Below are 24642 nucleotides of genomic sequence, written 5' to 3' on the forward strand. Positions count from 1 at the left end.
AAACCACAGGGGTTTCTGTCCGCCAAAAAACCCCCTGGCGCAAACCCCTTGTCACTCCCCGGCGCCCCCCCCCCCCGGCCGGCCGGCCGGGGGGGGGGCGCCCCCCCCCCGGGGGGGCCGCCCGCCGCCCTTCCGCATGATCTCGCCCGAACCCCGAACCCCGAACCCCGGGAGCCGGTAGGCCGGGCCCCTCAGGCCTGCCGTCGTACGGCGATGACCGCCGCACCGAGGACGCACGCGCCGGCGGCGGTGAGGTAGGCGAGGTGGTAGCCGGCGAGCTGGTCCGTGCCGGTCGCGGCGACCAGGACCATCACCGCGACGCCCGCACTCGCGCCGATCTGCTGCGCCACGACGTTCACCGCCCCGGCGACGGCGTGCTGCCGCGCCGGGACTCCGGTGAGCCCGGCGGACGTCATCGAGGGGAAGTTCAGCCCCTGGCCGATGCCGCTGAGCACCAGGCCGGGCAGCACGTACTGCACGTAGCCGCCGTCGTGCGGTGTGCCCAGCCACAGCGCGGCACCCCCGCCGATCAGGACGAGGCCGACCGCCATCAGCGTGCGCGGGGTGAACCGGGCCAGCAGGCGTCCGGTGGCGAAGTTGGCGGTGAGGAACACGGCCAGGGACATCGGCACCAGCGCGAGACCGGACTCGAAGGGGGAGTAGTCCAGCATCCCCTGGAGGTACAGCGGCGCGAAGAACAGCAGCCCGACCGATCCCATGTACTGGAGGAAGGCCGCCAGGCTCGCGGCCCGGACCGGCCTGATCCGGAAGAGGGCGAGCGGAAGCACCGGGTCGGCGGTGCGGTGCTCGCGCACGAGGAACAGCGCCAGGAAGGCCACCGCGGCGCCGAGGACGATCCACGCCGTCGCGCCGTCGCTGCTCACGCCGACGACGAGCAGGGTGAGTCCGAGCGTGCCCGTGATCGCGCCGGGCAGGTCCAGTCGGCCGCTGTGCCCGGCGCCACCGGGCAGTCCGGCGCGGGTCGCGGCCAGCACGGCGAGCCCCAGCAGCACCGAGAACCACAGCACCGAACGCCAGCCGAAGAACTGGGTCAGTACGCCGCCCAGCAGCACCCCGCCGCTGAAGCTCGCGGCGCCGACCGCCGCGTACACGCTGAAGGCCCGGTTGCGCGCCGGACCGGCCGGAAACGTCTCGGTGAGCAGGGCCAGCGCGGCCGGCCCGGACAGGGCGGCGCCGATGCCCTGGGCGGCGCGCGCGCCCAGCAGCACCGCGGTGTCCGGGGCCAGCGCCCCGACCAGCGCGGACACGGTGAACAGGGCGACCCCGACCTCGAACACCCGCCGCCGGCCGAGGACGTCGGCCAGTCGGCCGCCCACCAGCAGGAAGCCGGCGAACGTGACGGCGTAGGCGGTCATGACCCACTGGAGCGTGGTCTCGTCCAGGTCGAAGCGCGCTCCGACCGACGGCAGGGCGGCGTTGAGGACTCCGAGACCGCTCACGTCCAGGGCGAGCGCCCCGGCCAGTACGCCGAGTGCCAGTCCCGGCCGGAGCGCCGGCTTGACCGCGGTGTCGGTGCTGTCGGTGGTATCGGTGGCGTCGGTCATGCGGGCCTGCCGTCGACGTCGCGGCCGGTGGGACCGGCTAAGGAACGGTCGGCATCGACTGACGCCGCATCAAGATTCTCAACTGCCATGGGGGTCAGCTTGCATGGGTCACTCAGCCGCTGTCTACCCCAATCGCGTGCCGGTGGAGCGCGCCTTTCGCGGGGTCGTGCGCCTGTCCCGGCCGGGGCGCGGTGACGCGGGGGCGCTGCTGAGTCGAGGCGCCATTTCGGACCGCCGACAGCTCCAACTCGAACCGGACACTTGGAGATCAAATCTCGCCACTGCCTCAACCGGCCCTCGAATGGCGCTTGTCTCACCATTAACAAACTGGCACTCTGCTGTCCGCCGGTCGGATTAGCACTGACGATCCATTTTGCCTCCATCAGCATACTCGTCGCGCTTGACCAAATGGACCTTGGAGCCCATCGACAGTAGCCGTGCAGGTGAAGAATCCGCGTACGCGATCCTGTCGTCGATGCACCCGCGGACCGATGTGACCCAGAGATGCCCGTGATTTCTCCCGCGGTGAGAGCGAGCTGCGCCGCCAGCCGAAACAGCGGTACACGAACGGGAGTTCTCACTCGCTGTGAACGCGGAGATCGGAAACGCCGATCCCATCCGCATGCCAACCGTCGGCCCCACCCAGGAACGTGATGCGGCGAAGGGGACCCTCCGCGTCATGAGCCGCCCCCGTGTCCGGCTGCCCGGGTGCGGACCGAACCCCCCCGACCGGTCGGCCGTGAAGCTCCACCCGTCCATTCCATCCGCCCTGTTGAGGGAGTCGCCGTGCCCCGAAAGCGCGCAGCGCGAGACATTTCCGCCGTAACGGATTTCCTGCTTTCCCGTGTTGTCGAGCTGTTGGACGTGTCCGCGAGCGCGGTGGACCGCTCGGCGCCGCTGCACCGGTACGGACTGGACTCGCTGAGATCGGTGACGCTCGCGGCCTCGCTGTCCGAGTTCCTCGGCTGGCAGGTCCCGGCCACCTGGATGTGGCAGTACCCGACCGTCGACGGGCTGGCGCGTGCGCTCGTCGACGGTCCGCGTGCCGCGGAGCCCGCCCCGAGTGCCGAGCGCCGCCGCCTGCCCTCGCACGAGCCCGTCGCGATCGTGGGCATCGGCTGCCGGTTCCCCGGCGGGCCGGACCCGTCGTCGTTCTGGCAGCTGCTGGTCGAGGGCGGCGACGCCGTCGGGCCGGTACCGGCCGCGCGACGCGAGCTGCTGAACGACAGGGTGCGCTGGGGCGGATTCATCGACGGCATCGACCGGTTCGATCCGCTGTTCTTCGGTATCTCGCCCCGCGAAGCCGTCCAGATGGACCCGCAGCAGCGCCTGATCCTGGAACTGTCCTGGGAGGCGCTGGAGGACGCGGGCATCGCGCCCCACAGCCTGGTCGACAGCGACACCGGCGTGTTCATGGCCTCCTGTTGGGGCGACTACGCCGCCCTGGCGCACTACCGCGGCCCCGACAGCCAGATCACCCCGCACACCGCGACCGGCATGCACGACGGCATCATCGCCAACCGGGTCTCCTACGTCCTCGGCCTCCAGGGCCCGAGCATGGCCATCGACGCCGCCTGCGCCGGATCGCTGGTCTCGGTGCACGTGGGGTGCCAGTCGATCTGGCTGGGCGAGAGCGACCTGGTGCTGGCCGGCGGCGTGAACCTGAGCTTCGTCTCCGACTACTACACCGCCATGGACGCGATGGGCGCGCTCGCCCCGGACGGCCGCTGCAAGTCCTTCGACGCCCGCGCCAACGGCTACGTCCGCGGCGAGGGCGCCGGCGTCGTCGTGCTCGCCCCGCTGAGCGTGGCACTGGAACGCGACCTGCCGGTGTACTGCCTGATCAAGGGCAGCTCCTCCAACAACGACGGTCTGAGCAACGGCATGACGGCGCCGAACCCCCAGGCGCAGGAGAAGATGCTCCGCACCGCGTACCAGCGGGCGGGCATCGCCCCGCACCTCGTGGACTACATCGAGTGCCACGGCTCCGCGACGCCCCTCGGCGACCCGATCGAGGCCAACGCGATCGGCGCGGTGCTGGGCGGCGGCCGTACGGAGCCGCTGCGGCTCGGGTCCGTCAAGTCCAACGTCGGGCACCTGGAGGCGGCCGCCGGCATCGTCGGCCTGGTCAAACTCGCGATGTCGATGCGCAACGGTGTGCTGCCGCCGAGCCTGCACTACAGCGCGCCGAACCCGCAGATCATGTTCGACGAGTACAACCTCACCGTCCAGGACCGGCTGACGCCGTGGCCGCGACGCTCCGACGCCCGCCGGGGCGGCGTCAGCTCGTTCGGGTTCGGCGGCGCGATCTGTCACGTCGCCGTCGAGGAACTGCCGCGCCCCGAGAGCTCGCTGCTCCTGCTGGCCGCGGACTCCCGGGAGGCGCTGGCCGAGCGGGCCCGGGCGCTGCGCGACGAGAGCGACCTGCGCGAGCTCTGCCGCCGGACGCCCGGCGACGGCCCGTTCCGGCTCGCGGCCACCGCCCGCGACATGCCCGAACTCCGCTCCCAGCTGGACGCCTTCGGCAGCGGGGCGACGGCCGCCGGGCTGAGCGTCGGGGAGCGGGCCGGACGCAGGCCGCGGGTGGCCTTCCTGTTCTCGGGCAACGGCTCGCAGTGGGTGGGCATGGGCCGGCAACTGCTCGCCGGAATGCCCGTGTTCCGCCGGTCCATGATGAAGTCCGACCGGCGGATGCGGGAGCTGCTGGGCTTCTCGCTCGTCGAGCAGCTGATGTCCCCGGACGGCCGCATCGACGACATGGACGTCTTCCAGCCGCTGCTGTTCTCCCTCCAGGTCGCGCTGGCCGAAGCCTGGCGCTCGCTGGGGGTGGAGCCGGACGTCGTCGTGGGGCAGAGCGTCGGCGAGTTCGCCGCCTCCCACATCGCCGGCGCGCTCGACTTCGACGACGCCTCCCGCCTGGCCGCCCACCACGGCCGGCTCCTCCAGCAGCTCGCCGTGGGGCGCGGCGAGGGCATCGTGGTGATGACCGCCGCCGACGAGGTCGGGCCGTACCTGACCGGCCGGCTCACCGTCTCCGGCCACAACGGCCTGAACTCCACCCTGGTCACCGGCACACCGCAGGAGATCGACGACCTCGTCCAGCGGCTGACCGCGGCGGGCGTCACCAACCACCGGGTCCGGATGGGCCACGCCCCGCACTCCCCGCTGGTCGACCACGTCCTCGCCCCGCTGAAGGTCGAACTCGACGGCATCAGGCCCCGGACCACCCGCATCCCGATGATCTCGACGGTCACCGGCGAACGCGTCGACGGTGCCGAGCTCGGGCCGGACTACTGGGCGGACAACCTGCGCCGGGAGATCCGGGTGGTCGACGCCCTGACGAAGCTGCGCGACCACGACGTCGACGCGGTGATCGAGATCAGCCCGCACCCCGTCCTGCTCAAGTCGGTGTCGGAGATCCTGACGGCGACCACCCTGCCCTCGCTGCGCCGCGGCGCCGACGAGGCCTCGACCCTGCTCGGCTCGCTCGGCGCCCTGTACACCGCCGGCCTCCCCGTCGCGGCCCACCCCTTCCTCGCGGGCGACCGCGGGCGGCACGTCACGCCCGGCCGGTGCGACGCCGCCGCCGACGAGCAGGTGCACCTCGTCCCTGTCACCGCACGTACGGCCGGCGCGCTGGCCGACACCTGCCGCGAGCTGTCCAACCACGTCGAACGCGACGCGGGCCTGCGGGTCTCCGACCTCGCCTACACGCTCGCCGCCAGGCGCACCCACCACAACCACCGGATCGCCCTGTTCGCCCGCAACCGGCAGGACGTCCTGGACGGCCTCGCCAGGGTCGCCACCGGCCAGCCGCACCCCGACGTCGTCACGGGCACGGTCTCCGGCACCGTCGACCGGCGGGTCGCGCTGGTGTTCTCCGGCGGCGGCACCCAGTGGGTCGGCATGGGCCGCGAACTCCTGCGCTCGCACGCCGGCTTCCGCACCTGGATGACCGCCTGCGACGCCGCCGTGCGCGCGGCCGGCGGCTGCTCGGTGCTCGACCGGCTCGCCGCCCCGGCCGACGAGGCCGGGTACGAGGAGATGGACTTCCAGCAGCCGGTGCTGTTCGCCCTCCAGGTCTCGCTGGCGAAGGTCTGGCTCGGACTCGGCATCCAGCCGACCGCCGTCGTCGGGCACAGCCTGGGCGAGGTCGCGGCCGCCTGCGTGGCCGGCGCGCTGTCGCTGGAGGACGCCGCCCGCGTGGTGGTCGCCCGGTCGCACCTGCTGGAGCGCAAGGCCGCCGCGGGTGCCATGATCTCGGTCGACCTGCCGGAGGCGGAGCTGCTGCCGCGGCTGGCCCCCTACGCCGCGCACGCGGCCGTCGCCGTGGTCAACAGCCCCACCAGCGCGGCGGTCTCCGGCTCGCCCGAAGCCGTCGACGCCCTGGAAGCCGACCTCAAGCGGGACGGGATCTCGACCCGGCGGATCCGGGTCGAACGGCCGGTGCACAGCCCCGGCATGGACCCGCTGCTCCAGCCGCTGCGCGCGGGCATCGACGGCATCACCCCGCTGACGCCCGGCATCGACTTCCACTCCACGGCACTGGCCGACACGGTGAACCCGGTCGCCGACGTCGACTACTGGGTGCACAACCTGCGCAACCAGGTCCGGTTCGCCGAGACGATCGGCGCACTGGTCGACCAGGGCGTCGGCACCTTCATCGAGATCGGCCCGCACGAGACGCTGCGCGGCGCGGTCGAGGAGATCGCGCTGACCCGTGGCGCCGAGGTGCACGCGATCAACTCCCTGCGGCGCGACGAGAGCGACGTCCGCTGCCTGCTGGGTGCCGCCGCGTCGTTGTACGTCAGGGGCCTGCCGCTGACCTTCGACCCGCTGTTCGCCGACGACGTCGAGGTCGTGGAGACGCCGCTCGTCCAGTGGCAGAAGGACCGCTACTGGATCGACACCGAGCCCCGCCCCGTCCGGGCGCCGGCCCCGGCCGTCGAGGCCGCGGCCGCGCCCGTGGCCCGTGTGGTGGTGGAGGAGCAGCCGACGGAGATCCGGCCGGTGGCGGAGGTCGTCCTCGCCGAGCTCGCCGACGCGCTGGGCGTGCCGGTGAGCAGGTTCGACGTGAACGCCAGCATGCTCGACTTCGGCCTCGACTCGATGCTGGCGATCCGCCTCGTCAACAGGCTGCAGTCGCTGTTCGGGCACCGGGTGTCGCCGGTGGTGTTCCTGGACGGCCGGTCCATCTCCGAGGTCGTCGGCCACTTCGTCGAGCTCACCGCCGGACCGGCCGCGCCCGCGACGGCACCGCCCGTACCGTCGGCCGCCCCCGCCCCCGCCTCGGCCCCCGAGGCCGAGCCGGACCGGACGTACCTCGACGAGCTGTCCGAACTGGACGCCGAGGAGCTGGTGGACGAACTGGACGCGCGCGGACTGCTGGAGGCCACCGACGCACCGGCCCTGGACCAGTTGCGCGCCGACGGCCTCGGCCTCGCACTGGCACCGGCCTCGCACGGCCAGGCCTCGCTGTGGTTCATGCAGATGGTCGCGCCGGACGCCGTGCCCTACAACTTCATGGTGACCGCCCGGATCCGGACCGCCGTCGACGAGAAGGCCCTGGACCGCGCCGTACGGGCCGTGATGGAGCGCCACCCCGCGCTGCGCACCCTCTTCGTGGAGGCGGGCGGCAGCCCGTACCAGGTCATCCTGGACGAACCGGTGTACGAGTTCGTCGTGGCGGACGGCACCGACCTGGACGACGAACAGGCCCGCGAGGAACTGGCCCGCTACGGGCACGAGCCGCTCGACCTGGACAACGGGCCGCTGGTGCGGATCGTCCTCATGACGCGCGGTCCGGCGGACCACTACCTGCTGGTGCTCGTCCACCACATCGCGTCGGACGCGGCGTCGGCCGACGTCATGATCCGCGAACTCCAGGAGTTCTACGAGGGCGCCGACCCCGCCGACAGCGCACCGGTCGTCCCGTACACGGAGTTCGTCGCGTGGGAGCGGCAGTGGCTGGCCGGGCCGGCGGCCGGCGCGGCCCTGGACTGGTGGTCGCAGAAGCTGGCCGACCCGCCCGCCCACCTCGACCTGTCCACCAAGGAGCGGCCGCCGGGCGTCACCTACGAGGGCCGCGACCTCGCCTTCCGCTGGAGCGCCGAAGAGACCCGCCTGCTGCGGGAGTTCGCCGTACGAGAAGGCGTGTCGATCAGCACCGTCGTGCTGGCCGGGTTCTTCGCCACGCTCAACCGCGCGGTCGGCGCCGAGGACGCCGTACTGGCCACCGCCATCGCCCAACGCGCCGAACCCGGCTGGGAATCCGCCATCGGCTACTACCTCAACACCGTGCTGGTGCGGGCGAACCCCGCCGGTGACCGCAGCTTCCGCGAGCTGCTGCGCGAGGTCCACGCCTTCTCGCTCGGCCTCCTGGAGCACATGAACTACCCCCTCGACCTGCTGGCCTCCCAGCTGCGGCCGCCGAGGGCCGAGGGCCGCTCCCCGTGGTTCGACGTGGTCGTCAACTGGCTGTCCTCGGACGCGTTCCCCCGGTCCGTCAAGCTCTTCCACGGCATCGGCGACACCATCACGCCCGACGGCGCGCTGCCGCTCGAACCGCTTCAGGTGCGCAGGCACCTCGCCAAGTTCGACCTCGAGATCTCGATGGCCGACATCGACGGCGAGGTGGCCGGCCACGTCCAGTTCAAACCGAGCTACCTGGAAAGGCAGACCGTGACGGCACTGCTCGCGCTGTACCGCACCGTGCTCTTCGACGCGATCGCCCAACCCGACCAGGCCATCGGCGACTTCGCGCCGACCGGCCTCCCCGAGGAGACGGACCGGTGACCGAAACCCTGCACTCCGCGTTCGTCGAGCAGGCCCTCAAGAACCCCGACGCGACCGCCGTCTACTCCGACGCCGGCGTCCTGACCTACGGCGAACTGAACGAGCGCTCCCGGGAGTTGGCCGAACGGCTGGTCGCCGACGGCGCGGGCCCCGGCGTCCCGGTCGGCATCTGCGTCGAGCGCACCCCCGACCTGCTCGTCGGCATCCTGGCGGCCCTGCGCGCCGGATCCTGCTACCTGCCGCTGGACCCGAACTACCCCGCCGACCGGCTGACCTTCATGGTCCAGGACAGCGGGACCCGCCTGCTGCTCACCACCCCCGCGTCCCGGGCCAGTTGCCCGCCCGGCCCGACCGTGGTCGTGCTCGGGGAGAACGTCACGACCGAGCCCGGCGCGAAGCCCGTGGCGGTCGTGCCCGGCGACACCGCGTACGTCATCTACACCTCGGGCTCCACCGGCAGACCCAAGGGCGTGGCCGTCCGGCACGGCGGCTGCGTGGCGATGCTCGCCGAGATGGACCGGGTCCTCGACGGCTGCGACCTGAGCGGAGTCTCGGCGGCGAGCTCGGTCTGCTTCGACCTGTCCGTGATGGAGATCTTCAACGCGCTGTGCCGCGGCGGCGCCGTCGTGCTCGTCGAGAGCGCCGTGCACCTGCCGGAGAGCCGGTACGCCGACAGGATCACCCACCTGAACGTCGTCCCCTCGGTCATGAACAGCCTGCTCGACGCCGGTGCCCTGCCGCCGAACGTGCGCACGGTCGTGTTCGGCGGCGAGGCCCTGCGCCGCAAGCTGGTGGACCGCACCTACCGGGAGACCGGCGCCGACCGGGTGTTCAACGCCTACGGCCCCACCGAGGGGACGGTCTTCTGCTCGTTCGGGCCGGTGCCCGAGGACGGGACCGACGAACCGACGATCGGCCCGCCGACGACCAGCGACCGGGTCTACGTGCTCGACGAGCAGCTGAAGCCGCTCCCGGCCGGTGAGCCCGGCGAGCTCTACCTCGGCGGCGCCGGCCTCGCGCACGGCTACGTCAACCGGCCGCGCACCACGGCCGAACGCTTCGTGCCGGACCCGTTCCGCAACGGCGAGCGGATGTACCGCACCGGGGACGTCGTCAAGTTCACCGACGGCGGCGAACTCCGCTTCCTCGGCCGCACCGACCACCAGGTCAAGCTGCGCGGCTACCGCATCGAGCTGGAGGAGGTCGAGGCCCGGCTGACCGGCTGCCCCGAAGTCCGGGAGGCCGCCGCCGTCGTCCGGGGCAACCGGCTCGTCGGCTACGTCGTGCCCGCCGGCGACGACGCGCCGCAAGGCGGCCCCCGGCTGGACGCCGCGCTCCAGAGCGCCGTCACCGGCAGGCTCGCCGTCGAACTGCCCGACTACATGGTGCCCGCGACGCTCGTGGTCCTCGCCGCCCTTCCGCTGGGGCCGGGCGGAAAGCTCGACCGCAACGCGCTGCCCGAGCCGCCGGCCGCCGACAGCGGCGGGCCCCTGACGGCCGCCGGCACGCCGACCGAGCTGGCCCTGTCGGAGATCTGGGGCCAGCTGCTCGACCTCGAACCGTCGAGCATCGACGTGCAGTCCGCCTTCTACGACCTCGGCGGGGACTCCCTGCTGCTCATCCGCCTCGCCCGGCTGATGACCCGGCGCTTCGACCGCCGCGTCCGGGTGCCCGACCTCTTCAGCTTCCGCGACATCTCCTCCCTCGCCCGCTGGCTCGACGACGAGAGCGGCGCCACCCCCGAGGCGGTCCAGTCCGCCCGTGCGCGCGCCAACACCCGTCGGGCCGCGCTGCGCGGCCGCGGCGGCGCCACCGGCCGCTGAGCCGCCGGCGTCTGCGTACAGCGGCCGCTGAGTCACCCTCACTCGAAACGAAGCAGGAGCCTCCCCATGACCGACAACCCCGAGCAGGACTACGACCCGGGCGACGTGGCCGTCATCGGCATGTCCCTGCGGGCGCCCGGAGCCCGCACCAAGGAGCAGTTCTGGGACAACCTCGTCCACGGCCGGGAGTCCGTGTCGTTCCTGGCCAAGGACGACATCCACGTCGACGAGACCCTGATCCACAGCCCGTTCTACGTGCGGGCCTGCGGCGTGCTCGACACGTACGACAAGTTCGACCCGTCGGTGTTCGGCATCAGCGACCGGATGGCGGCCGCGATGACCCCGGAGAACCGGCTGTTCCTGGAGAGCGCCTGGGAGACGCTGGAGGACGGCGGCTACGACCCGGACCGGCTCAGGGCCGAGATCGGCATGTACGGCGCCAACAACCCGCAGACCGCCGCGCTCTACAGCTCCCCGCCGGACCGGGTGTCGGTCGGCCCCGAGGCGATCGAGGCCAGCCTGGCGTGGTCGCCGGACACCATGACCTCCAACGCGCTGTACTACATGGGGCTCATCGGTGAGGCCGTCACCGTCGCCGCCGTCTGCGCGGGCTTCCACTACGCGGTGCACCTGGCCTGTCAGTCGCTGCTGCTCGGCCAGACCGACCTGGCGATCGCCGGCGGCGCGATGGTCCGCCTGCCGCACCCGCGCGGCCACCTGTGGGAGGAGAACCGCATCCTGTCGAAGGACGGCCACTGCCGCCCGTTCGACGCCAACGGCACCGGCACCGCGCTGTCCAGCGGGGTCGTCACCGTGCTGCTGAAGCCGCTGGGCCACGCCGTCGCCGACCGCGACCACATCTACGCCGTGGTCAAGGGCTCGGCCGTCAACAACAACGGCGTCAGCGCGATGGCGTACGGCCTGGCCCAGCCCGAGCGGCTGAGCGCCTGCATCGCCAACGCCATGGAGGTCGGCGGCGTCACCCCGGACACGGTGTCCATGTACGAGGCCAACGGCCTCGGCCTGCCGATGACCGACGAGCTCGAAGTGCACGCGGCGACCATGGCGTTCGGGAAGCAGACCGCGACCACCTCGATCGGCGGGGTCAAGGGCAACGTCGGCCACGGCGGCGTGGTCTCGGGCGGCTTCGGCGCGATCAAGGCCGCGCTGGCGCTGCACCACAAGACGCTCCCGGCGACGATCAACCTGACCGAGGTCAACCAGGACCTCGACTTCCCCAGCACCCCCTTCGTGCCGCAGATCGAAGGGGCGCACTGGGAGCCGGAGGCCGGCATCCGCCGCGCGGGCATCACCTCGATCGGTGGCGGCGGCTACAACGCGCACCTGCTGCTGGAGGAGGCCCCGACGGCCGCCGGACGCGCCCCCGAGGACGAGGGCCGGCCGCGGCTGGCCACCCTGTCCGCCCTGGACGACGACGCGCTGGCCCGCCAGCGCGCGCGGCTCAAGGACCGGCTGGAGGCCGACCCCGACCTGCGCCTGGACGACGTCTGCTTCAGCCTCAACCTCGGCCGCAAGGTGATGGCCCGCCGGTGGGCGGCCGTGGTCCGCAGCCGCGCGGAGCTGATCGCGGCGCTGTCCGACGACGCCGCCCGCGGCCCCGCCACCACGACCGCCGCCGCCCCGCAGGCGGACCCGGGCTCCTTCTCCCGCTTCTCCCGCAACGACAACGGGATCGTGCCGTCCGGCCAGGACGCGCGGGCGCTGTCCGAGCTGGCCGCCGCCTGGGTGACCGGCCAGCAGGTGGACTTCGAGGCCCTGCACCTGGGGGAGGCCAGCCGCCGCGTGCCGCTGCCCACCTACCCGTTCCAGCCGCGCCGGTTCTGGCGCACGGACTGGTGACCATGAGCACGCCGGCACCGGACACCGTGGACCTGGGCGACCCGGCCACCTTCGCGGACCACGACCTCGACGGGTTCTGGCGCACCCTGCGGGACACCGCCCCGATGCACTGGAACCCGCCCGTCGACGGCCGCCGGGGGTTCTGGGTGCTCTCCCGCCACGACGACATCATGGCCACCTACCGGGACAACGCGAACTTCACGTCCGAGCGCGGCAACGTGCTCGTCACGCTCCTGGAGGGCGGCGACGCGGGGGCCGGCCGGATGCTGGCCGTCACCGACGGGCCCCGGCACCACGAACTGCGCAAGATTCTCCAGCGGGTGCTCTCGCCGAGGGTGCTCGACGAGGTCGCGCGGACGGTCCGGGTCAACACCCGGCAGTGGATCCGCGAGGCCGTCGAGTCCGGCGGCTGCGAGTTCGCGGAGGAGATCGCCGGCCGGATCCCGATGACCACGATCTCGAACCTGCTCGGCGTGCCCGAGCAGGACCGGGACTACCTGCTCGGCCTGACCAAGACCGCGCTGTCGGCCGAGGACGAGGACGTCGACGAGGTCGACTCCGAGATGGCCCGCAACGAGATCCTGATGTACTTCCTGGACGTCGTCGAGGAGCGGCGCGAGTCCCCGGGCGACGACGTGATCAGCATGCTGATCGGCAGCTCCATCGACGGTGTGCCGCTGTCCGACGAGGACGTCGTGCTCAACTGCTACAGCCTGATCATCGGCGGCGACGAGACCAGCCGGCTGACGATGATCGACTGCGTCCACACGCTCGCCGCCAGGCCCGAGCAGTGGCGGCGGTTCAAGCACGGCGAGGTCGCGGTCGAGACCGCCGTGGACGAGGTGCTGCGCTGGGCCTCTCCCACGATGCACTTCGGGCGCAGCGCCGTACGGGAGACCGAACTGCACGGCGTACGGCTGCGCCCGGGCGACATCGTCACGCTCTGGCACGCCTCCGGCAACCGGGACGAACGGGTCTTCGCGCGGCCCGGGGTGTTCGACCTCGGCCGCACCCCCAACAAGCACCTGGCCTTCGGCTACGGCCCGCACTTCTGCGTCGGCTCGTACCTGGCCAAGGTGGAGATCGCCGAACTGCTCACGGCCCTGCGGGACTTCACCACCGGGTTCGAGCAGACCGAGGAGGCGCTGCGGATCCGGTCCAACTTCCTGACCGGGTTCTCCACGATGCCGGTGCGGTTCGAGCCCGACCACCGCGGACTGAAAGAGGTCGACTGATCCGGATGAACATCTACATGTCAGGACAAGGGGGATTCGCGGTCGCGGTCGCGGAAGCCCTGTCGGACGACGGGCACAAGATCGTCGGCGCAGCCGCCCCCCGGCTGCGCAAGGGGAAGTCCGACGAGGGCGACGCGATGTGCTGGGACCGCCTGCGCTCCTGGGCGTACCACAAGGACGTCCCGTGGACGGACTCGGCCGAACTGCGCGCGCGGCACATCCCGGACGGGGTGGACATCATCGTCGCCGCGCACTCGCACGCCTTCCTCGGCCGCCAGACCCGCGCCCGGGCCGCCGTCGCCACCATCGGGTACCACCCCAGCCTGCTGCCGCTGCACCGCGGCCGGGACGCCATCCGGTGGACGATCCGCGACGGCGACAAGGTGACGGGCGGAAGCGTCTACCACCTCACCGAGCGCACGGACGCGGGCCCGCTCGCCGCCCAGGAGCACCTGTTCGTGCCTCCGGGCTCGACCGCGCAGAGCCTGTGGCGCGACCACCTGGCGCCGCTCGGCGTGCGACTGCTCCTGAAGGTCGTCGCCGACCTCACCGCGGACCGGCGGATCGAGGTTCCGCAGGACGAGAAGCTGGCCACCTGGGAGCCCGCGATGGGCGCGCCACCGCTGTTCAAGCCCGAACTCATCGCGCTGCCCGGAACGGTGCAGGTCGACAGCAGCAAGTGGGCCCTGCACGAAGGGTGACGGCCGGGCTGTGACGCCCGGGTGACCCTGGAGCCGGTGCCCCGCACACCACGCGTGTGCGGGGCACCGGACTGGACCGCCGAGCCCGTCGTCGGAACTCGGCAGCGTGAACGTGTACACCAGGGACGGCGATTCCGAGCGCCCCCCGTGTACCTCTGCACCTTCACCGCGAAGGAGTCCCGACCATGCGGAAGTTCATCATCGACCTGGCCGAACGCACCGTCGCCACCTACGCCGTGGCGTTCCTCGGCCTGCTGCTGGCGGACGGATTCGACCTGACGTCGATCGGCGCGTTCAAGGCGGCGGCCGTGGCGGCACTGCCGGCCGCGCTGGCCGTGGTCAAGGGAGTGGCCGCGACCTTCGTCGGCGACCCGAACTCGGCCGCCCTGCTGGCCCGCCCCCACGACTGACCGGCCCGGCCCGGGTGCGCCAAGCCGGGAACTCCCCCTGGCGAACGGCCGCGGCAAAGGCGCCCCATACGGCGGCGGGGAAGGCGACAAAGCCTGCCCGCTCCAGGTGCTGGACGTCCTCGCCGCCGAGCGTGACGGTCATGAAATGCGGACTGGGCTGCTCGCTTCCCTGCACGGTCAACGACAGCATCCGCCGCTTGCGCGGGCGCTGGATCCGGGAGGCCACCGCTACCTCCACCGGGGACGGGACTTGAGCGTCACCGTGGTCATGCGACCACTGTCGGCGCGACGCTCTGCGCGAGACCACCGGTAAACTGACGCCCGATGCCGACAACCCGCCATACTTCACCGCTGCCCGCCGATGCAGACGAGGAGATCCTGAAAGGCGGTGCCTGGCTGCCGCACGGCTTTCAGCTCGATCCACACAGCCACGTCCACGGTCAGCTGGTCTACGCCGCCGCCGGCGCCTTGGTCACGGCGACGGAGCGCGGCACGTGGGTCGCCCCGGCGGACCGGATCACCTGGACGCCTCCGCGCTTTGCCCACTCGCACCGCTTCTACGGGCAGACCGACGTACGGCTGGTGTCCGTCCCACTCGACTTGTGCGCCGTGCTCATCGATCACCCCAGCGTCTTCGCGGTAAGCCCGTTGCTGCGCGAGGCCCTTCTGGCGCTCACCGACGAGCCAGAACGGCGGCCTGGCGCCCACCGGCGCCTGCTCGCCGTGATCGTGGACGAGTTGGCCGACGCCGCCGAGACCTCCCTCCACCTTCCCGAAGCGAGCGACGACCGGCTGCGCGCCGCCACCGACCTGCTGCGCGCGGACCCCGCCCGGCCTTGCACCCTGGCCGAGCTCGGCCAGGCGGTGGGAGCCAGCGAGCGCACGCTCAGCCGCCTGTTCCACGCCGAGCTGAGCATGAGCTTCCACCGCTGGCGGACCACGCTGCGCATCCACCACGCCTTGGCGCACCTGACCGACGGGATGACGGTGACGGAGACCACGGTCGCGTGCGGATGGTCCAATCCGTCCACCTTCATCGACGCCTTCACCGAAGTCGTCGGCCAGACCCCCGGCCGCTATCAGGCCGGCCTGCGCTTCCACGCGCGCTAGCCCCCACCCGGGCGGTTCGCGCTGGTCAGGTGCACAGCGCGCGACGCCAGAGCCAGCTTGGCGGGTTTCCGGTATCGGGTGTCGACTTACCAGTGGTTCGCGGCCCGCCGGGTCTTCCATAGTGGACAGCGAGCGAGCGCCGGCCCTCCGACCTCACGGCCGCCGCCGCGACGTACGCGCTCGGCGCGTACCGACCACTGCACGGATCATGAAGGGCTCGCACGCATGACTGAGACACACGACGACACGGCCGTCGTCATCATCGGGGCCGGCGTCGCCGGTCTGACTCTCGGCAACTTCCTGCTGCGCAACGGCGTCGACTGCGTCGTGCTGGAGAAGCACCCTCGCGCCTACGTCGAGAAGCGCCAGCGCGCCGGAACGATCGACACCTTCGGCGTGCGCCTCCTCCGCGAATGGGGCCTGGAGGAGGTCCTCGCAGGCGACCCCATCCCGTACAGCGAGGGCGGCTTCTACATCGACGGCCACGCGATGCCGATCGACGTGGACGAGGACAACAACGAGAGCCTGTACTGCCCGCAGCAGGTCCTGGTGCGCAACCTCACCGAGGTCTTCCTCCGCGAGGGCGGTGACCTGCGCTACGAAGCCGCAGACGTCACCCTGGAAAACCTCACCCAGGGCCACCCCGTGGTGCGCTACCGGGACGCCGACGGTGCGGCGCGAGCCGTCGACTGCGACTTCATCGCCGGCTGCGACGGCTTCCACGGCGTCTCCCGCCGCTCCATCCCCGCCTCCGCGCTGACCGAGTACTCCCACGAGTACGGCTACTCCTGGCTCAGCGTCCTGGCCGCCACCGAGACCAAGCCCTCGGGCATGGCGATCCACGAACTGGGACTGGCCGGGATGATCCCCCGCGGCCCCGAAGCCAGCCGGATCTACTTGCAGTGCGCGGTCGACGACACCCCCGAGCAGTGGCCGGACGAGCGGATCTGGAGCGAGCTGGAGGCCCGCTTCGGCACGCCGCCCTCGCGCGGGCAGATCCTGTCCAAGCAGATCGTTCCGCTGCGCAGTGTGGTGTTCGACCCGATGAGCTACGGCAGCCTCTACCTCCTGGGCGACGCCGCGCACATCGTGCCGCCGATGAGCGCCAAGGGCATCCACCTCGCTCTGCACGACACCGAGGTCTTCGCCCGCGCAGTGATCCGCCACGCCAAGGAGGGCGACTCCGGCCTCCTCGACAGCTACTCGCAGACCTGCCTGCCACACATCTGGAACTACCAGGCGTTCGCCACGTGGATCACCGACACCATGCACAACGCGGGCTTCACCGGCTACGAGGGCGAGTTCAAGAAGCAGATCGCCCGCGCCGAGCTCCAGCGCCAGTTCGCCTCCGAGTCGGCAAACAAACTGTTCAGCGAGCTGACCGCCGGCACCAACTAGGGCGTGAAGGTCCGGGTCGGGGCGCGGGGGAGGAGCCACGCGACCGCGACACGCGGGGAACGCTACGTCGACGAACGGGCCCTTCCCGATAATGCAGGGGCCGCGTCACCGGGCCGCGCAGGTCCCCGTTTCCAGGAAGGCGCACGACCATGGAAGGCTCCTCCTCGACCGCGCTGGCCGACATCGCGACCATCCTGCTGATCGGGCTCGCCCTGTCGCCGCTGCGCACTCGCCTGCGTCAACCGGTGGTGGTCGGCGAGATCGCGGTCGGGGTGATCCTGGGGCCGAGCGTCCTCGGGCTGCTGCCGGGCGACCTCCCGCACGTCCTCTTCCCGCCCCAGGTCCGTGAGCACCTGTCGGTGATCGCCCAACTGGGCATCGCGCTCTTCATGTTCGCCGTCGGCTGGGAACTCGACCTGAAGCAGCTGAACGGGCGGGTCCGCACCGTGGTGGCGGTCACCGCGGCCTCCGTCGCCGTGCCCTTCGCCCTCGCGGTCGCCCTGGCCGCCGTCCTCGCGGCCAGGTGGCCCCGCCTCATCGGTACGGAGACGTCCCCCGTGCTGCTGGCCGTGTTCCTGGGCATCGCGCTGTCCGCCAGCGCGCTGTCGGTGCTCGCGCGCATCGTGGGGGAGAACCAGCTGCAGGCGACCCGCACCGGGGCCATGGCCACGGCCTGCGGGGCGCTCACCGAGATCACCGCCTGGTGCGGCGTCGCCTGCATCGCCTCCGTGGCCCGGAGCGGCGGCTCGGACCACGTCCTCCTCTCGCTCGCCGAACTCGCCTGCTACGCGGCGGCGATGGCCTTCGTGATCCGCCCGCTGCTGCGGCGCCTGCTGCGCCGGCCGGTCCGCGCCGACGGACATCCCCTGCTCGTCCTGCTGACCCTCGGCAGCGGGATCCTGCTGTCCGCGTGGACCACCTCGTGGCTCGGCATGCACGCCGTGATCGGCGCCTTCGCCTTCGGGCTGGCCATGCCGCGCGACGCCGCCGAGGAACTGCGGCACGCCGTCGAGGCGCCGATGCGCCACGCGGGGGCGCTGCTGGTGCCGGTCTTCTTCGCGCTCACCGGGCTGTCCGTGGACATCGGCGGGCTGGGTTCCGGAAGCCTGGTCGCGGTGGTGGTGTTCCTGGTCGTCACGTGGGGCGGCAAGTTCGCCGGCGCCAGACTGGGTGCCCGGCTGATCGGCGTGCCGCGCGGTGAGGCCACGACGGTGGCGGTCCTGCTCAACACCAAGGGCCTCGGCGAGGTCCTCATCCTGACGCTGGGCCGTGACCTCGGCATCATCGGCGACCGGCTGTTCACCGTTCTCCTCGTCACCGCCTTCGCCGCGACCCTGCCCGTCAACCCGCTCGTGCGGCGCCTCATCCGCGCTCCTGACGCCCGTCCCGGGACCGGGCCGGTCGCTCTGCCCCGTCAACAGCAGGACGCCGCCGCGAGATCGGGCATCGAGGAGGCCAGCGGCGCGTGACGCACCGCGAGACCCGGAGCACCGGTGGGGTGGACACTTCCTGCGCCTGTCCGACCGGCATCACCGCTGAGATGACCTTCGGTGTCTCAATTAAGTCTCATTATTGGCCGCTGCCTGGCGGCCGTTCTCGTGTCCCCGGCTACGTCGGCAGGTGGCGGTAGACCGTCGCCCGGGAGACTCCGAGTGCCGCCGCGATCTGCTCGGCGGTGCGGCCGGCCGCGTGCAGGCGCCGGGCGGTGTCGACCATCGCCGGGCTCATCGCGCTCGGTCGGCCGCGCCGCTCACCGCCGACGCGCCCAGGGCCGGCGGCGGGCGGTTCGGGGCCGTCCAGCAGCCGGTGCACCCCGGCCAGGACGCAGGCGCGCAGGTCCTCGGGCGGGGCGTCGGCGAGCAGGATCACCGGGTCGGAGAGCATGGCGATCGTCTGGGCGGCGCGCACCCGGGCGACGAAGTCCGGGTGGGGCCCCGCCACCAGGACGTTCGCGCGCATCATCCCGTCGCGGAAGCGCGTGAAGCCCGGGCCCGAGAGGCCCGGCGCCGCGTCGTACAGGCTCATCCGCAGCAGGTCGCGGTGGCGCAGCCAGACGTCGAGCAGCCCCTCGATCGCCGCCCAGCGGACTGCGGCCGGATCCGGCGGGCCGGTGGGCGCCAGCGCGGCGTCCAGGTCGTCCAGCATCGGTTCGATCAGCGCGCCGAGGATGTCCGCCTTGCTGGGGAAGTGGTACAGCACCGCGGCCTTCGTCACGTCCACCCGCTCGGCGATCCCGCGTACCGAGGTGGCGTGGTAGCCGTGCGCGGCGAACTCCTCCAGGGCCACCGCGAGGATCCGTGCCCGGGTGTCGGGGTTCTCGGCAGTCATACGGGGAGCCTAGTCGCTGTCCCTTGCCTGACCGGCGGTCAGGGCGTAGCGTCGAATTACTGACCGATGGTCAGTCCGGGAGCGCCGGCGCGACCGCTGACCGGCGACGGCTGCCGCGAGTCGGCCTGACCGCGATCAGGCGATGACACGCGATCAGGCGATGACAGAAGGAGCGTCCATGAACGCCTCGACCAAGACGGCCGATCGCACCGTGCTGATCTCCGGGGCCGGCATCGCCGGACCGACGCTCGCCCACTGGCTGGCCCGCCACGGCTTTCAGCCGACCGTGGTCGAGCGGGCTGCGGCCGTGCGCTCCAGCGGCAGCCCGGTCGATGTCGCCGGTCGCGCGATGGAGGTCGCCGAGCGGATGGGGATCAGGGACCGCCTCCGTGCGGCCGCCACCCAGGTGACCGGTGTGGGCTTCTACAACGGCGCGGGCCGCCGGGTCGGCAGGATCGACCTGCGGGGCCTGTCGGGCGCGGCCCGGGCCGACACGGTCGAGCTGCCGCGCGGCGATCTCGCCGCGATCGTCCACGAAGCGAGCCGGGACGACGCCGAGTTCGTGTTCGGCGACTCGATCGCGAGCCTGAGCCAGGACGAGGCGGGTGTCGACGTCACCTTCGAGTACGGCCGCCCCCGCCGCTTCGCCCTGGTGGTCGGCGCCGACGGCCTGCACTCCGCCGTCCGCCGGCTGGCCTTCGGCCCGGAGTCCGGGTTCGTCCGCCACCTGGGGATGTACGTGGCCACCATGCCGTTGGCCGGGGCGGCGGGCGACCTGCGGGAAGTGGCGATCCACAACGCGCCGGGCCGCGCCCTCTGCGTGCATCCCGGATGCGGCAGGCCGCTGGCCGCGTTCATGGTCCGGTCCGCCGCCGTGCCGGACTTCGACCACCGCGACACCGAGCAGCACCGGCGACTGCTGACCGCCGCGTTCGCCGGGATGGGCTGGCGCGCGCCCGAGGTGCTGGCGCAGGTGCGCAAGAGCGAGGAACTGTACGTCGACGCGGTGAGCCAGGTCCGGCTGCCGCAGTGGTCGCGGGGCCGGGTCGCGCTGCTCGGCGACGCCGCGTCCTGCGTGTCGCTCTTCGGCGGCGGCTCCAGCCTGGCCATGGCGGGCGCCTACGGCCTGGCCGATGCCCTGGCCGCCGATCCCGCCGACCACCGCGCGGCCCTGGCCCGCTACGAGGCCGCGCACCGGGGGCTGGTGGACCAGGCCCGGCAGTCCGTACGAGCGGCCTTCGCGCTGCTCGTCCCGGCCGGCCGCGGCGGCATCCTGGCCAGGAACCTGGCCACTCGGCTGTCGCCGGCCGTGCTCGCGACAGCCCGGGCCGGGAGTGTGCTCAAGTCCCGTGCCACACCCGGGGATTACTCATGACTGGGCCCGGGCTTCCCTCATTCGGCCGGCTGCGCGCAGGCGGCATCGTACGAGTGGACATCTCCGGCCGCCTGGCCGTCGTCGACCACTTCGAGGACGCCGTCACCACCATGGCGGCAGCCGGTGTGAACCGTTCGTGGGGGACCGGCCGTATCCACCGGTGAGGTGGCGACCGGGCGATGTCGCCCAGTCAGCTCGGGCCTGGTGCGGCCGTGTTGGCGAGGGGCGGCGGTGTCACGGCGCGGGACCGTGCGGCACCGCGCGTCATGTCCCGGAAAGCTCGTCACCGGCCCTCGCCGCCCGTCGATTTCGGAGAAACTCCTTTGCGCAACAGCAGGTTCACCTCGGTCCTCCTGGCCGGCGTCACGACGCTGGCGGCCCTCGCCGTCGGCGTCGGCCCGGCGGTCGCCGCCCCGTCCGAGCCGGTCGACGTGCCGTCCGACCCGGCCGCCGTCACCGCCTTCCCGGACGCCTTCCCGGGCGCCTTCCCGGGCGACCAGGACGTCGAGGTCTTCGCCGAGGACGGCGCCATCAGCCGGACCAAGGTCCCTTCGGCGTCCCCCTTCGTCGCCGAGCAGTCCATGAGCGTGGACGCCGCCGGGGCCGCTGCCGGGGACGGCGCCGTCACGAAGGTCGTCAACAACGGGAGCACGGACAGCAAGCTGGACGTGGTCATGATCGGCGACGGCTACACGGCCTCGGAGCAGGACAAGTTCCGCAAGGACGCCGCGGCGAAGTGGAAGGACATCAGCGCCGTCGAGCCCTACGCCACCTACCGCAAGCTGTTCAACGTGTGGGCCGTGGGCGCGGTCTCCGCACAGTCGGGGGTCTCCGGGGACCCGAAGCAGAACACCGTCCGCAAGACCGCCCTCGGCTCGCACTTCTGGTGCAACTCCATCGAGCGGCTGCTGTGCGTGGACGTCAAGGCCGTCGACGCCTACGCCGCGAAGGCCCCGCAGGCCGACCTCGTGATCGTCGTCGCCAACACCGCCAAGTACGGCGGCGCCGGCTACGGCAGCACCCAGTCGCCGCTCGGGTACGAGGGCATCGCCACCGTGGCGGGCGGCAACGGCGCATCCGGCCAGATAGCGGTGCACGAGACCGGCCACTCGCTGGGCAAGCTCGCGGACGAGTACTGGGCCGATGGGGCCGGGCCCTACCAGGGCGCGGAGCCCGGGCAGCCCAACATCACCACCCTGAGCGCCGACCGGATGCGCCAGGACAAGACCAAGTGGTACCGCTGGCTCGGCAAGACCTCGCCCGACGGCGGCAAGGTCGGCGCCTACCAGGGCGCCAGCAACTACCCGTCCGGCCTCAACCGGCCGACCGACAACTCGGTGATGCGCTCGCTCGGCCGCGAGTTCAACCTGCCCGGCCGCGAGGCGATGATCGCCGGCTTCTACCGGCGCGCCTCCACCCTCTCCAGCGCCACGCCCGTCACCACCCGGCTGACCGCGACCGACCGCCTCACCGTCGACCTCCCGGTCTCCGGCACCAAGCTGCGGTGGTACCTCGACGGCAAGGAGGTGACGGCCCTGCGCGACCGCAAGACGATCGCCGTCTCCGACCTCGGCCCCACCGGCCCCAAGCCCGCCGCCCACGAGCTCAAGGCCGTCGCGAACGACCCCACCTCGGCCGTCATCGACCCGGCCCTGACCCCGGCGCTGACCCGCAGCCTGGTCTGGAGCGTCACCCGCTGACCACGGGGCGTGGCCCCTCGTGCCCGGCCCGTCGTGTCCGGCCCCTCCTGCCCGGCCGGGACGGGAGGGGCCGCGCCCACGGCGGAAGCCGCACCGGCCGGAGATCGCCCCGGCCGGGCCCGCACCGGCAGGGGCCCGCGAGGCCCGGCCGGTGCTCGGCCCGGCCTTCATGCCGACGGCGATCTACCATGGCTGGGAAGGCTTCGTCTCCAAGCCCGCGCCACAGCGGCGGGGAGGTCGGCATGGCGTTCGACACGACGGGTTTCGAGCAGGCGGACAGCGGCCGGTACCTGCCGATCTCCGAGCACGGCCTGATCGGCGACCTCCGGACGACCGCCCTGGTCGGCACGAACGGCACCATCGACTGGTACTGCTGTCCGCGCTTCGACGCGCCCAGCGTGTTCGGGGCCATCCTCGACGCGGACCGGGGCGGATCGTTCGAGCTGGCCGCGGACGTCCCGACCCGCACCCGGCAGTTCTACTTCCCCGACACGAACGTGCTGATCACGCGCTTCTTCGCCGCGGACGGCGTGGCGGAGATCCAGGACTTCATGCCCGTGGCCGACGAGTCGCCCGAGGTCGCCCGGCACCGGCTGATCCGCCGGCTGGTCTGCGTCCGGGGAATCCTCCCGTTCCGGGCGCGGATCGCCCCGCGCTTCGGCTACGGCGCCGAGGCGCACACCGTGTCCCTCGAAGGCCACGTCGCGGTCTTCCGCTCCCCGTCGCTCACCCTCGCGCTGACCGCCACCGCGCCGCTGGAGACCGACGGACTGGACGTGTGGTCGCACTTCAAGCTCCTGGAGGGCGACTCCGTCGTGTTCGCCCTCGACCAGATCGGCGACGACGTCCCGGCCCGGTCGTGTCCGCGCGCCGAGGCGGAGGAGCAGTTCGAGGCGACCGTCCGGTTCTGGCGCCACTGGCTGGCCGGGTCGCGTTACCAGGGGCGGTGGCGGGAGATGGTCCACCGCTCCGCCCTGCTGCTCAAGCTGCTCACCTACGCGCCGACCGGCGCGATCGTCGCCGCACCCACCACCAGCCTGCCCGAGCAGGTCGGCGGCGAGCGCAACTGGGACTACCGGTACATGTGGGTCCGCGACGCCGCCTTCTGCGTCTACGCCATGCTGCGCCTCGGGTTCACCTCGGAGGCCGAGGCGTTCATGGGCTTCCTCTTCGAGCGCATGCGCGACACCGCCGCGAACGGCCCGTTGCAGATCATGTACGGCATCGACGGGCGCACCGAGCTGCCCGAGTACGCGCTGCCGCACCTGGAGGGCCACCTGGGCTCCGCACCCGTCCGGGTCGGCAACGCCGCCACCGGCCAGCTCCAGCTGGACATCTACGGAGCCATGATCGACTCCATCTACCTGTACGACAAGTGGGGGCAGCCGATCAGCAGCGACGGCTGGGAGGACGTCGGCATGGTGGCGGACTGGCTCTGCGACCACTGGGACCAGCCCGACGAGGGCATCTGGGAGACCCGCGGGGGCCGCAGGAACTACGTGTACTCGCGGCTGATGTGCTGGGTGGCGCTGGAGCGGGCGATCCGGATGGCGAACCGCCGCGGCCTGCCGGCCGACCTGCCCCGCTGGCGGCAGACCCGGGACGCGATCTACCACCAGATCATGCGGCGCGGCTGGTCGAGCGAGCTGGGCGCGTTCGTCCAGTCCCTGGACGACGGCGAGCTGGACGCCTCGCTGCTGATGATGCCGATGGCCAAATTCATCTCGCCCACCGACCCCAAGTGGCTCTCCACCCTGGACGCGCTCACCAAGGGCCTGGTCTCCGACTCCCTGGTCTACCGCTACAACCCGGCCACCAGTCCGGACGGCCTGAGCGGCTCGGAGGGCACCTTCTCGATCTGCTCCTTCTGGTACGTGGAGGCACTGGCCCGCGCCGGTCGCCTGGAGGAGGCCCGGCTCGCCTTCGAGAAGATGCTCACCTACGCCAACCACCTCGGGCTGTTCGCCGAGGAGATCGGCCCGACCGGCGAGCAACTCGGCAACTTCCCGCAGGCCTTCACCCACCTGTCGCTGATCAGCGCGGCCTTCAACCTCGACCGCGCGCTGGGCTGAGATTGCGTCAATTCGGCTGGATCCAGTCCCTGTTCGGCTCCTGTCCGGCTCCCGTCCGGCTCCTTTTCGGCTCCTTTTCGGCTCCTTTCTGGTTCCCGCCCGGCGGGAACGAGCAGGTCGCGGATGAGCTGAGGTGAATGGCGACATCTCGTCGGCTCACATCCGTTGACGACCCCAGGTGGCACTGCAATGCTCATGGCCAAACCTGCGCAACATCTGAGCAGTGCCATCACCCTGTCATCACGGAAAGGGCCCAACCCTCATGCGCCG

The 24642-nt window shown here is 72.1% G+C and carries 15 protein-coding genes; 13 read left to right on the forward strand and 2 right to left on the reverse strand.

The window, feature by feature from the left end:
• Positions 1-191 precede the first annotated feature (191 nt).
• Positions 192-1565, reverse strand: a complete 1374-nt coding sequence (locus ACIP37_RS05680; protein WP_400843330.1) for an MFS transporter — start codon at positions 1563-1565, stop codon at positions 192-194.
• A gap of 786 nt (positions 1566-2351) precedes the next feature.
• Between ACIP37_RS05680 and ACIP37_RS05685 the strand changes: the two genes are divergently transcribed.
• The 9 genes from ACIP37_RS05685 (at position 2352) to ACIP37_RS05725 (ending at position 18366) form a co-directional block, all read left to right on the forward strand.
• Positions 2352-8360 carry an acyltransferase domain-containing protein gene (locus ACIP37_RS05685; RefSeq protein WP_400843333.1) on the forward strand — a complete coding sequence of 2003 codons (6009 nt, stop codon included), beginning with the start codon at positions 2352-2354 and terminating at the stop codon, positions 8358-8360.
• Positions 8357-10183 (forward strand): amino acid adenylation domain-containing protein, encoded by a 1827-nt coding sequence (locus ACIP37_RS05690; protein WP_400843336.1) that lies wholly within the window; start codon positions 8357-8359, stop codon positions 10181-10183. Before ACIP37_RS05685 ends, ACIP37_RS05690 begins: the two co-directional genes overlap by 4 nt.
• A 66-nt stretch (positions 10184-10249) precedes the next feature.
• A complete protein-coding gene (locus tag ACIP37_RS05695; protein WP_400802992.1) occupies positions 10250-12043 on the forward strand; it encodes a beta-ketoacyl synthase N-terminal-like domain-containing protein in 1794 nt (597 codons plus the stop codon).
• The gene (locus ACIP37_RS05700; protein WP_400802989.1) at positions 12040-13278 is read left to right on the forward strand and encodes a cytochrome P450; all 1239 of its coding nucleotides are present in this window, start codon (positions 12040-12042) and stop codon (positions 13276-13278) included. Before ACIP37_RS05695 ends, ACIP37_RS05700 begins: the two co-directional genes overlap by 4 nt.
• Before the next feature lie 5 nt (positions 13279-13283).
• Entirely contained in the window at positions 13284-13979 is a 696-nt protein-coding gene (locus ACIP37_RS05705; RefSeq protein ID WP_400802987.1) for a formyltransferase family protein, read from the forward strand.
• 185 nt (positions 13980-14164) lie between these two features.
• Positions 14165-14389, forward strand: coding sequence for a holin (locus ACIP37_RS05710; protein ID WP_350880880.1), 225 nt, complete (start codon positions 14165-14167; stop codon positions 14387-14389).
• Between the two features lie 324 nt (positions 14390-14713).
• Positions 14714-15499 (forward strand): helix-turn-helix transcriptional regulator, encoded by a 786-nt coding sequence (locus tag ACIP37_RS05715; protein ID WP_363588785.1) that lies wholly within the window; start codon positions 14714-14716, stop codon positions 15497-15499.
• A gap of 225 nt (positions 15500-15724) precedes the next feature.
• Positions 15725-16897, forward strand: coding sequence for a 4-hydroxybenzoate 3-monooxygenase (locus ACIP37_RS05720; protein WP_363588783.1), 1173 nt, complete (start codon positions 15725-15727; stop codon positions 16895-16897).
• A gap of 149 nt (positions 16898-17046) precedes the next feature.
• Positions 17047-18366 carry a cation:proton antiporter gene (locus tag ACIP37_RS05725; RefSeq protein ID WP_363588781.1) on the forward strand — a complete coding sequence of 440 codons (1320 nt, stop codon included), beginning with the start codon at positions 17047-17049 and terminating at the stop codon, positions 18364-18366.
• Between the two features lie 139 nt (positions 18367-18505).
• On the opposite strand, the gene ACIP37_RS05730 is transcribed toward ACIP37_RS05725, so the two are convergent.
• Entirely contained in the window at positions 18506-19225 is a 720-nt protein-coding gene (locus tag ACIP37_RS05730) for a TetR family transcriptional regulator (protein WP_363588779.1), read from the reverse strand.
• Between the two features lie 178 nt (positions 19226-19403).
• On the opposite strand from ACIP37_RS05730, the gene ACIP37_RS05735 reads away from it, so the two are divergent.
• From ACIP37_RS05735 to ACIP37_RS05750, 4 genes are all read left to right on the forward strand, one after another.
• A complete protein-coding gene (locus ACIP37_RS05735) occupies positions 19404-20600 on the forward strand; it encodes an FAD-dependent monooxygenase (RefSeq protein WP_400843340.1) in 1197 nt (398 codons plus the stop codon).
• On the forward strand, positions 20597-20764 hold the full coding sequence (locus tag ACIP37_RS05740; RefSeq protein WP_400802974.1) for a hypothetical protein: 168 nt from the start codon (positions 20597-20599) through the stop codon (positions 20762-20764). Before ACIP37_RS05735 ends, ACIP37_RS05740 begins: the two co-directional genes overlap by 4 nt.
• A gap of 159 nt (positions 20765-20923) precedes the next feature.
• Positions 20924-22300 (forward strand): M64 family metallopeptidase, encoded by a 1377-nt coding sequence (locus ACIP37_RS05745; RefSeq protein WP_363621531.1) that lies wholly within the window; start codon positions 20924-20926, stop codon positions 22298-22300.
• A 242-nt stretch (positions 22301-22542) separates the two neighbouring features.
• Positions 22543-24372, forward strand: coding sequence for a glycoside hydrolase family 15 protein (locus ACIP37_RS05750; RefSeq protein ID WP_363588771.1), 1830 nt, complete (start codon positions 22543-22545; stop codon positions 24370-24372).
• Positions 24373-24642 lie beyond the last annotated feature (270 nt).

Source organism: Kitasatospora sp. NPDC088861 (assembly GCF_044750105.1).
In the GTDB taxonomy this organism is placed as follows: Bacteria; Actinomycetota; Actinomycetes; order Streptomycetales; family Streptomycetaceae; genus Kitasatospora.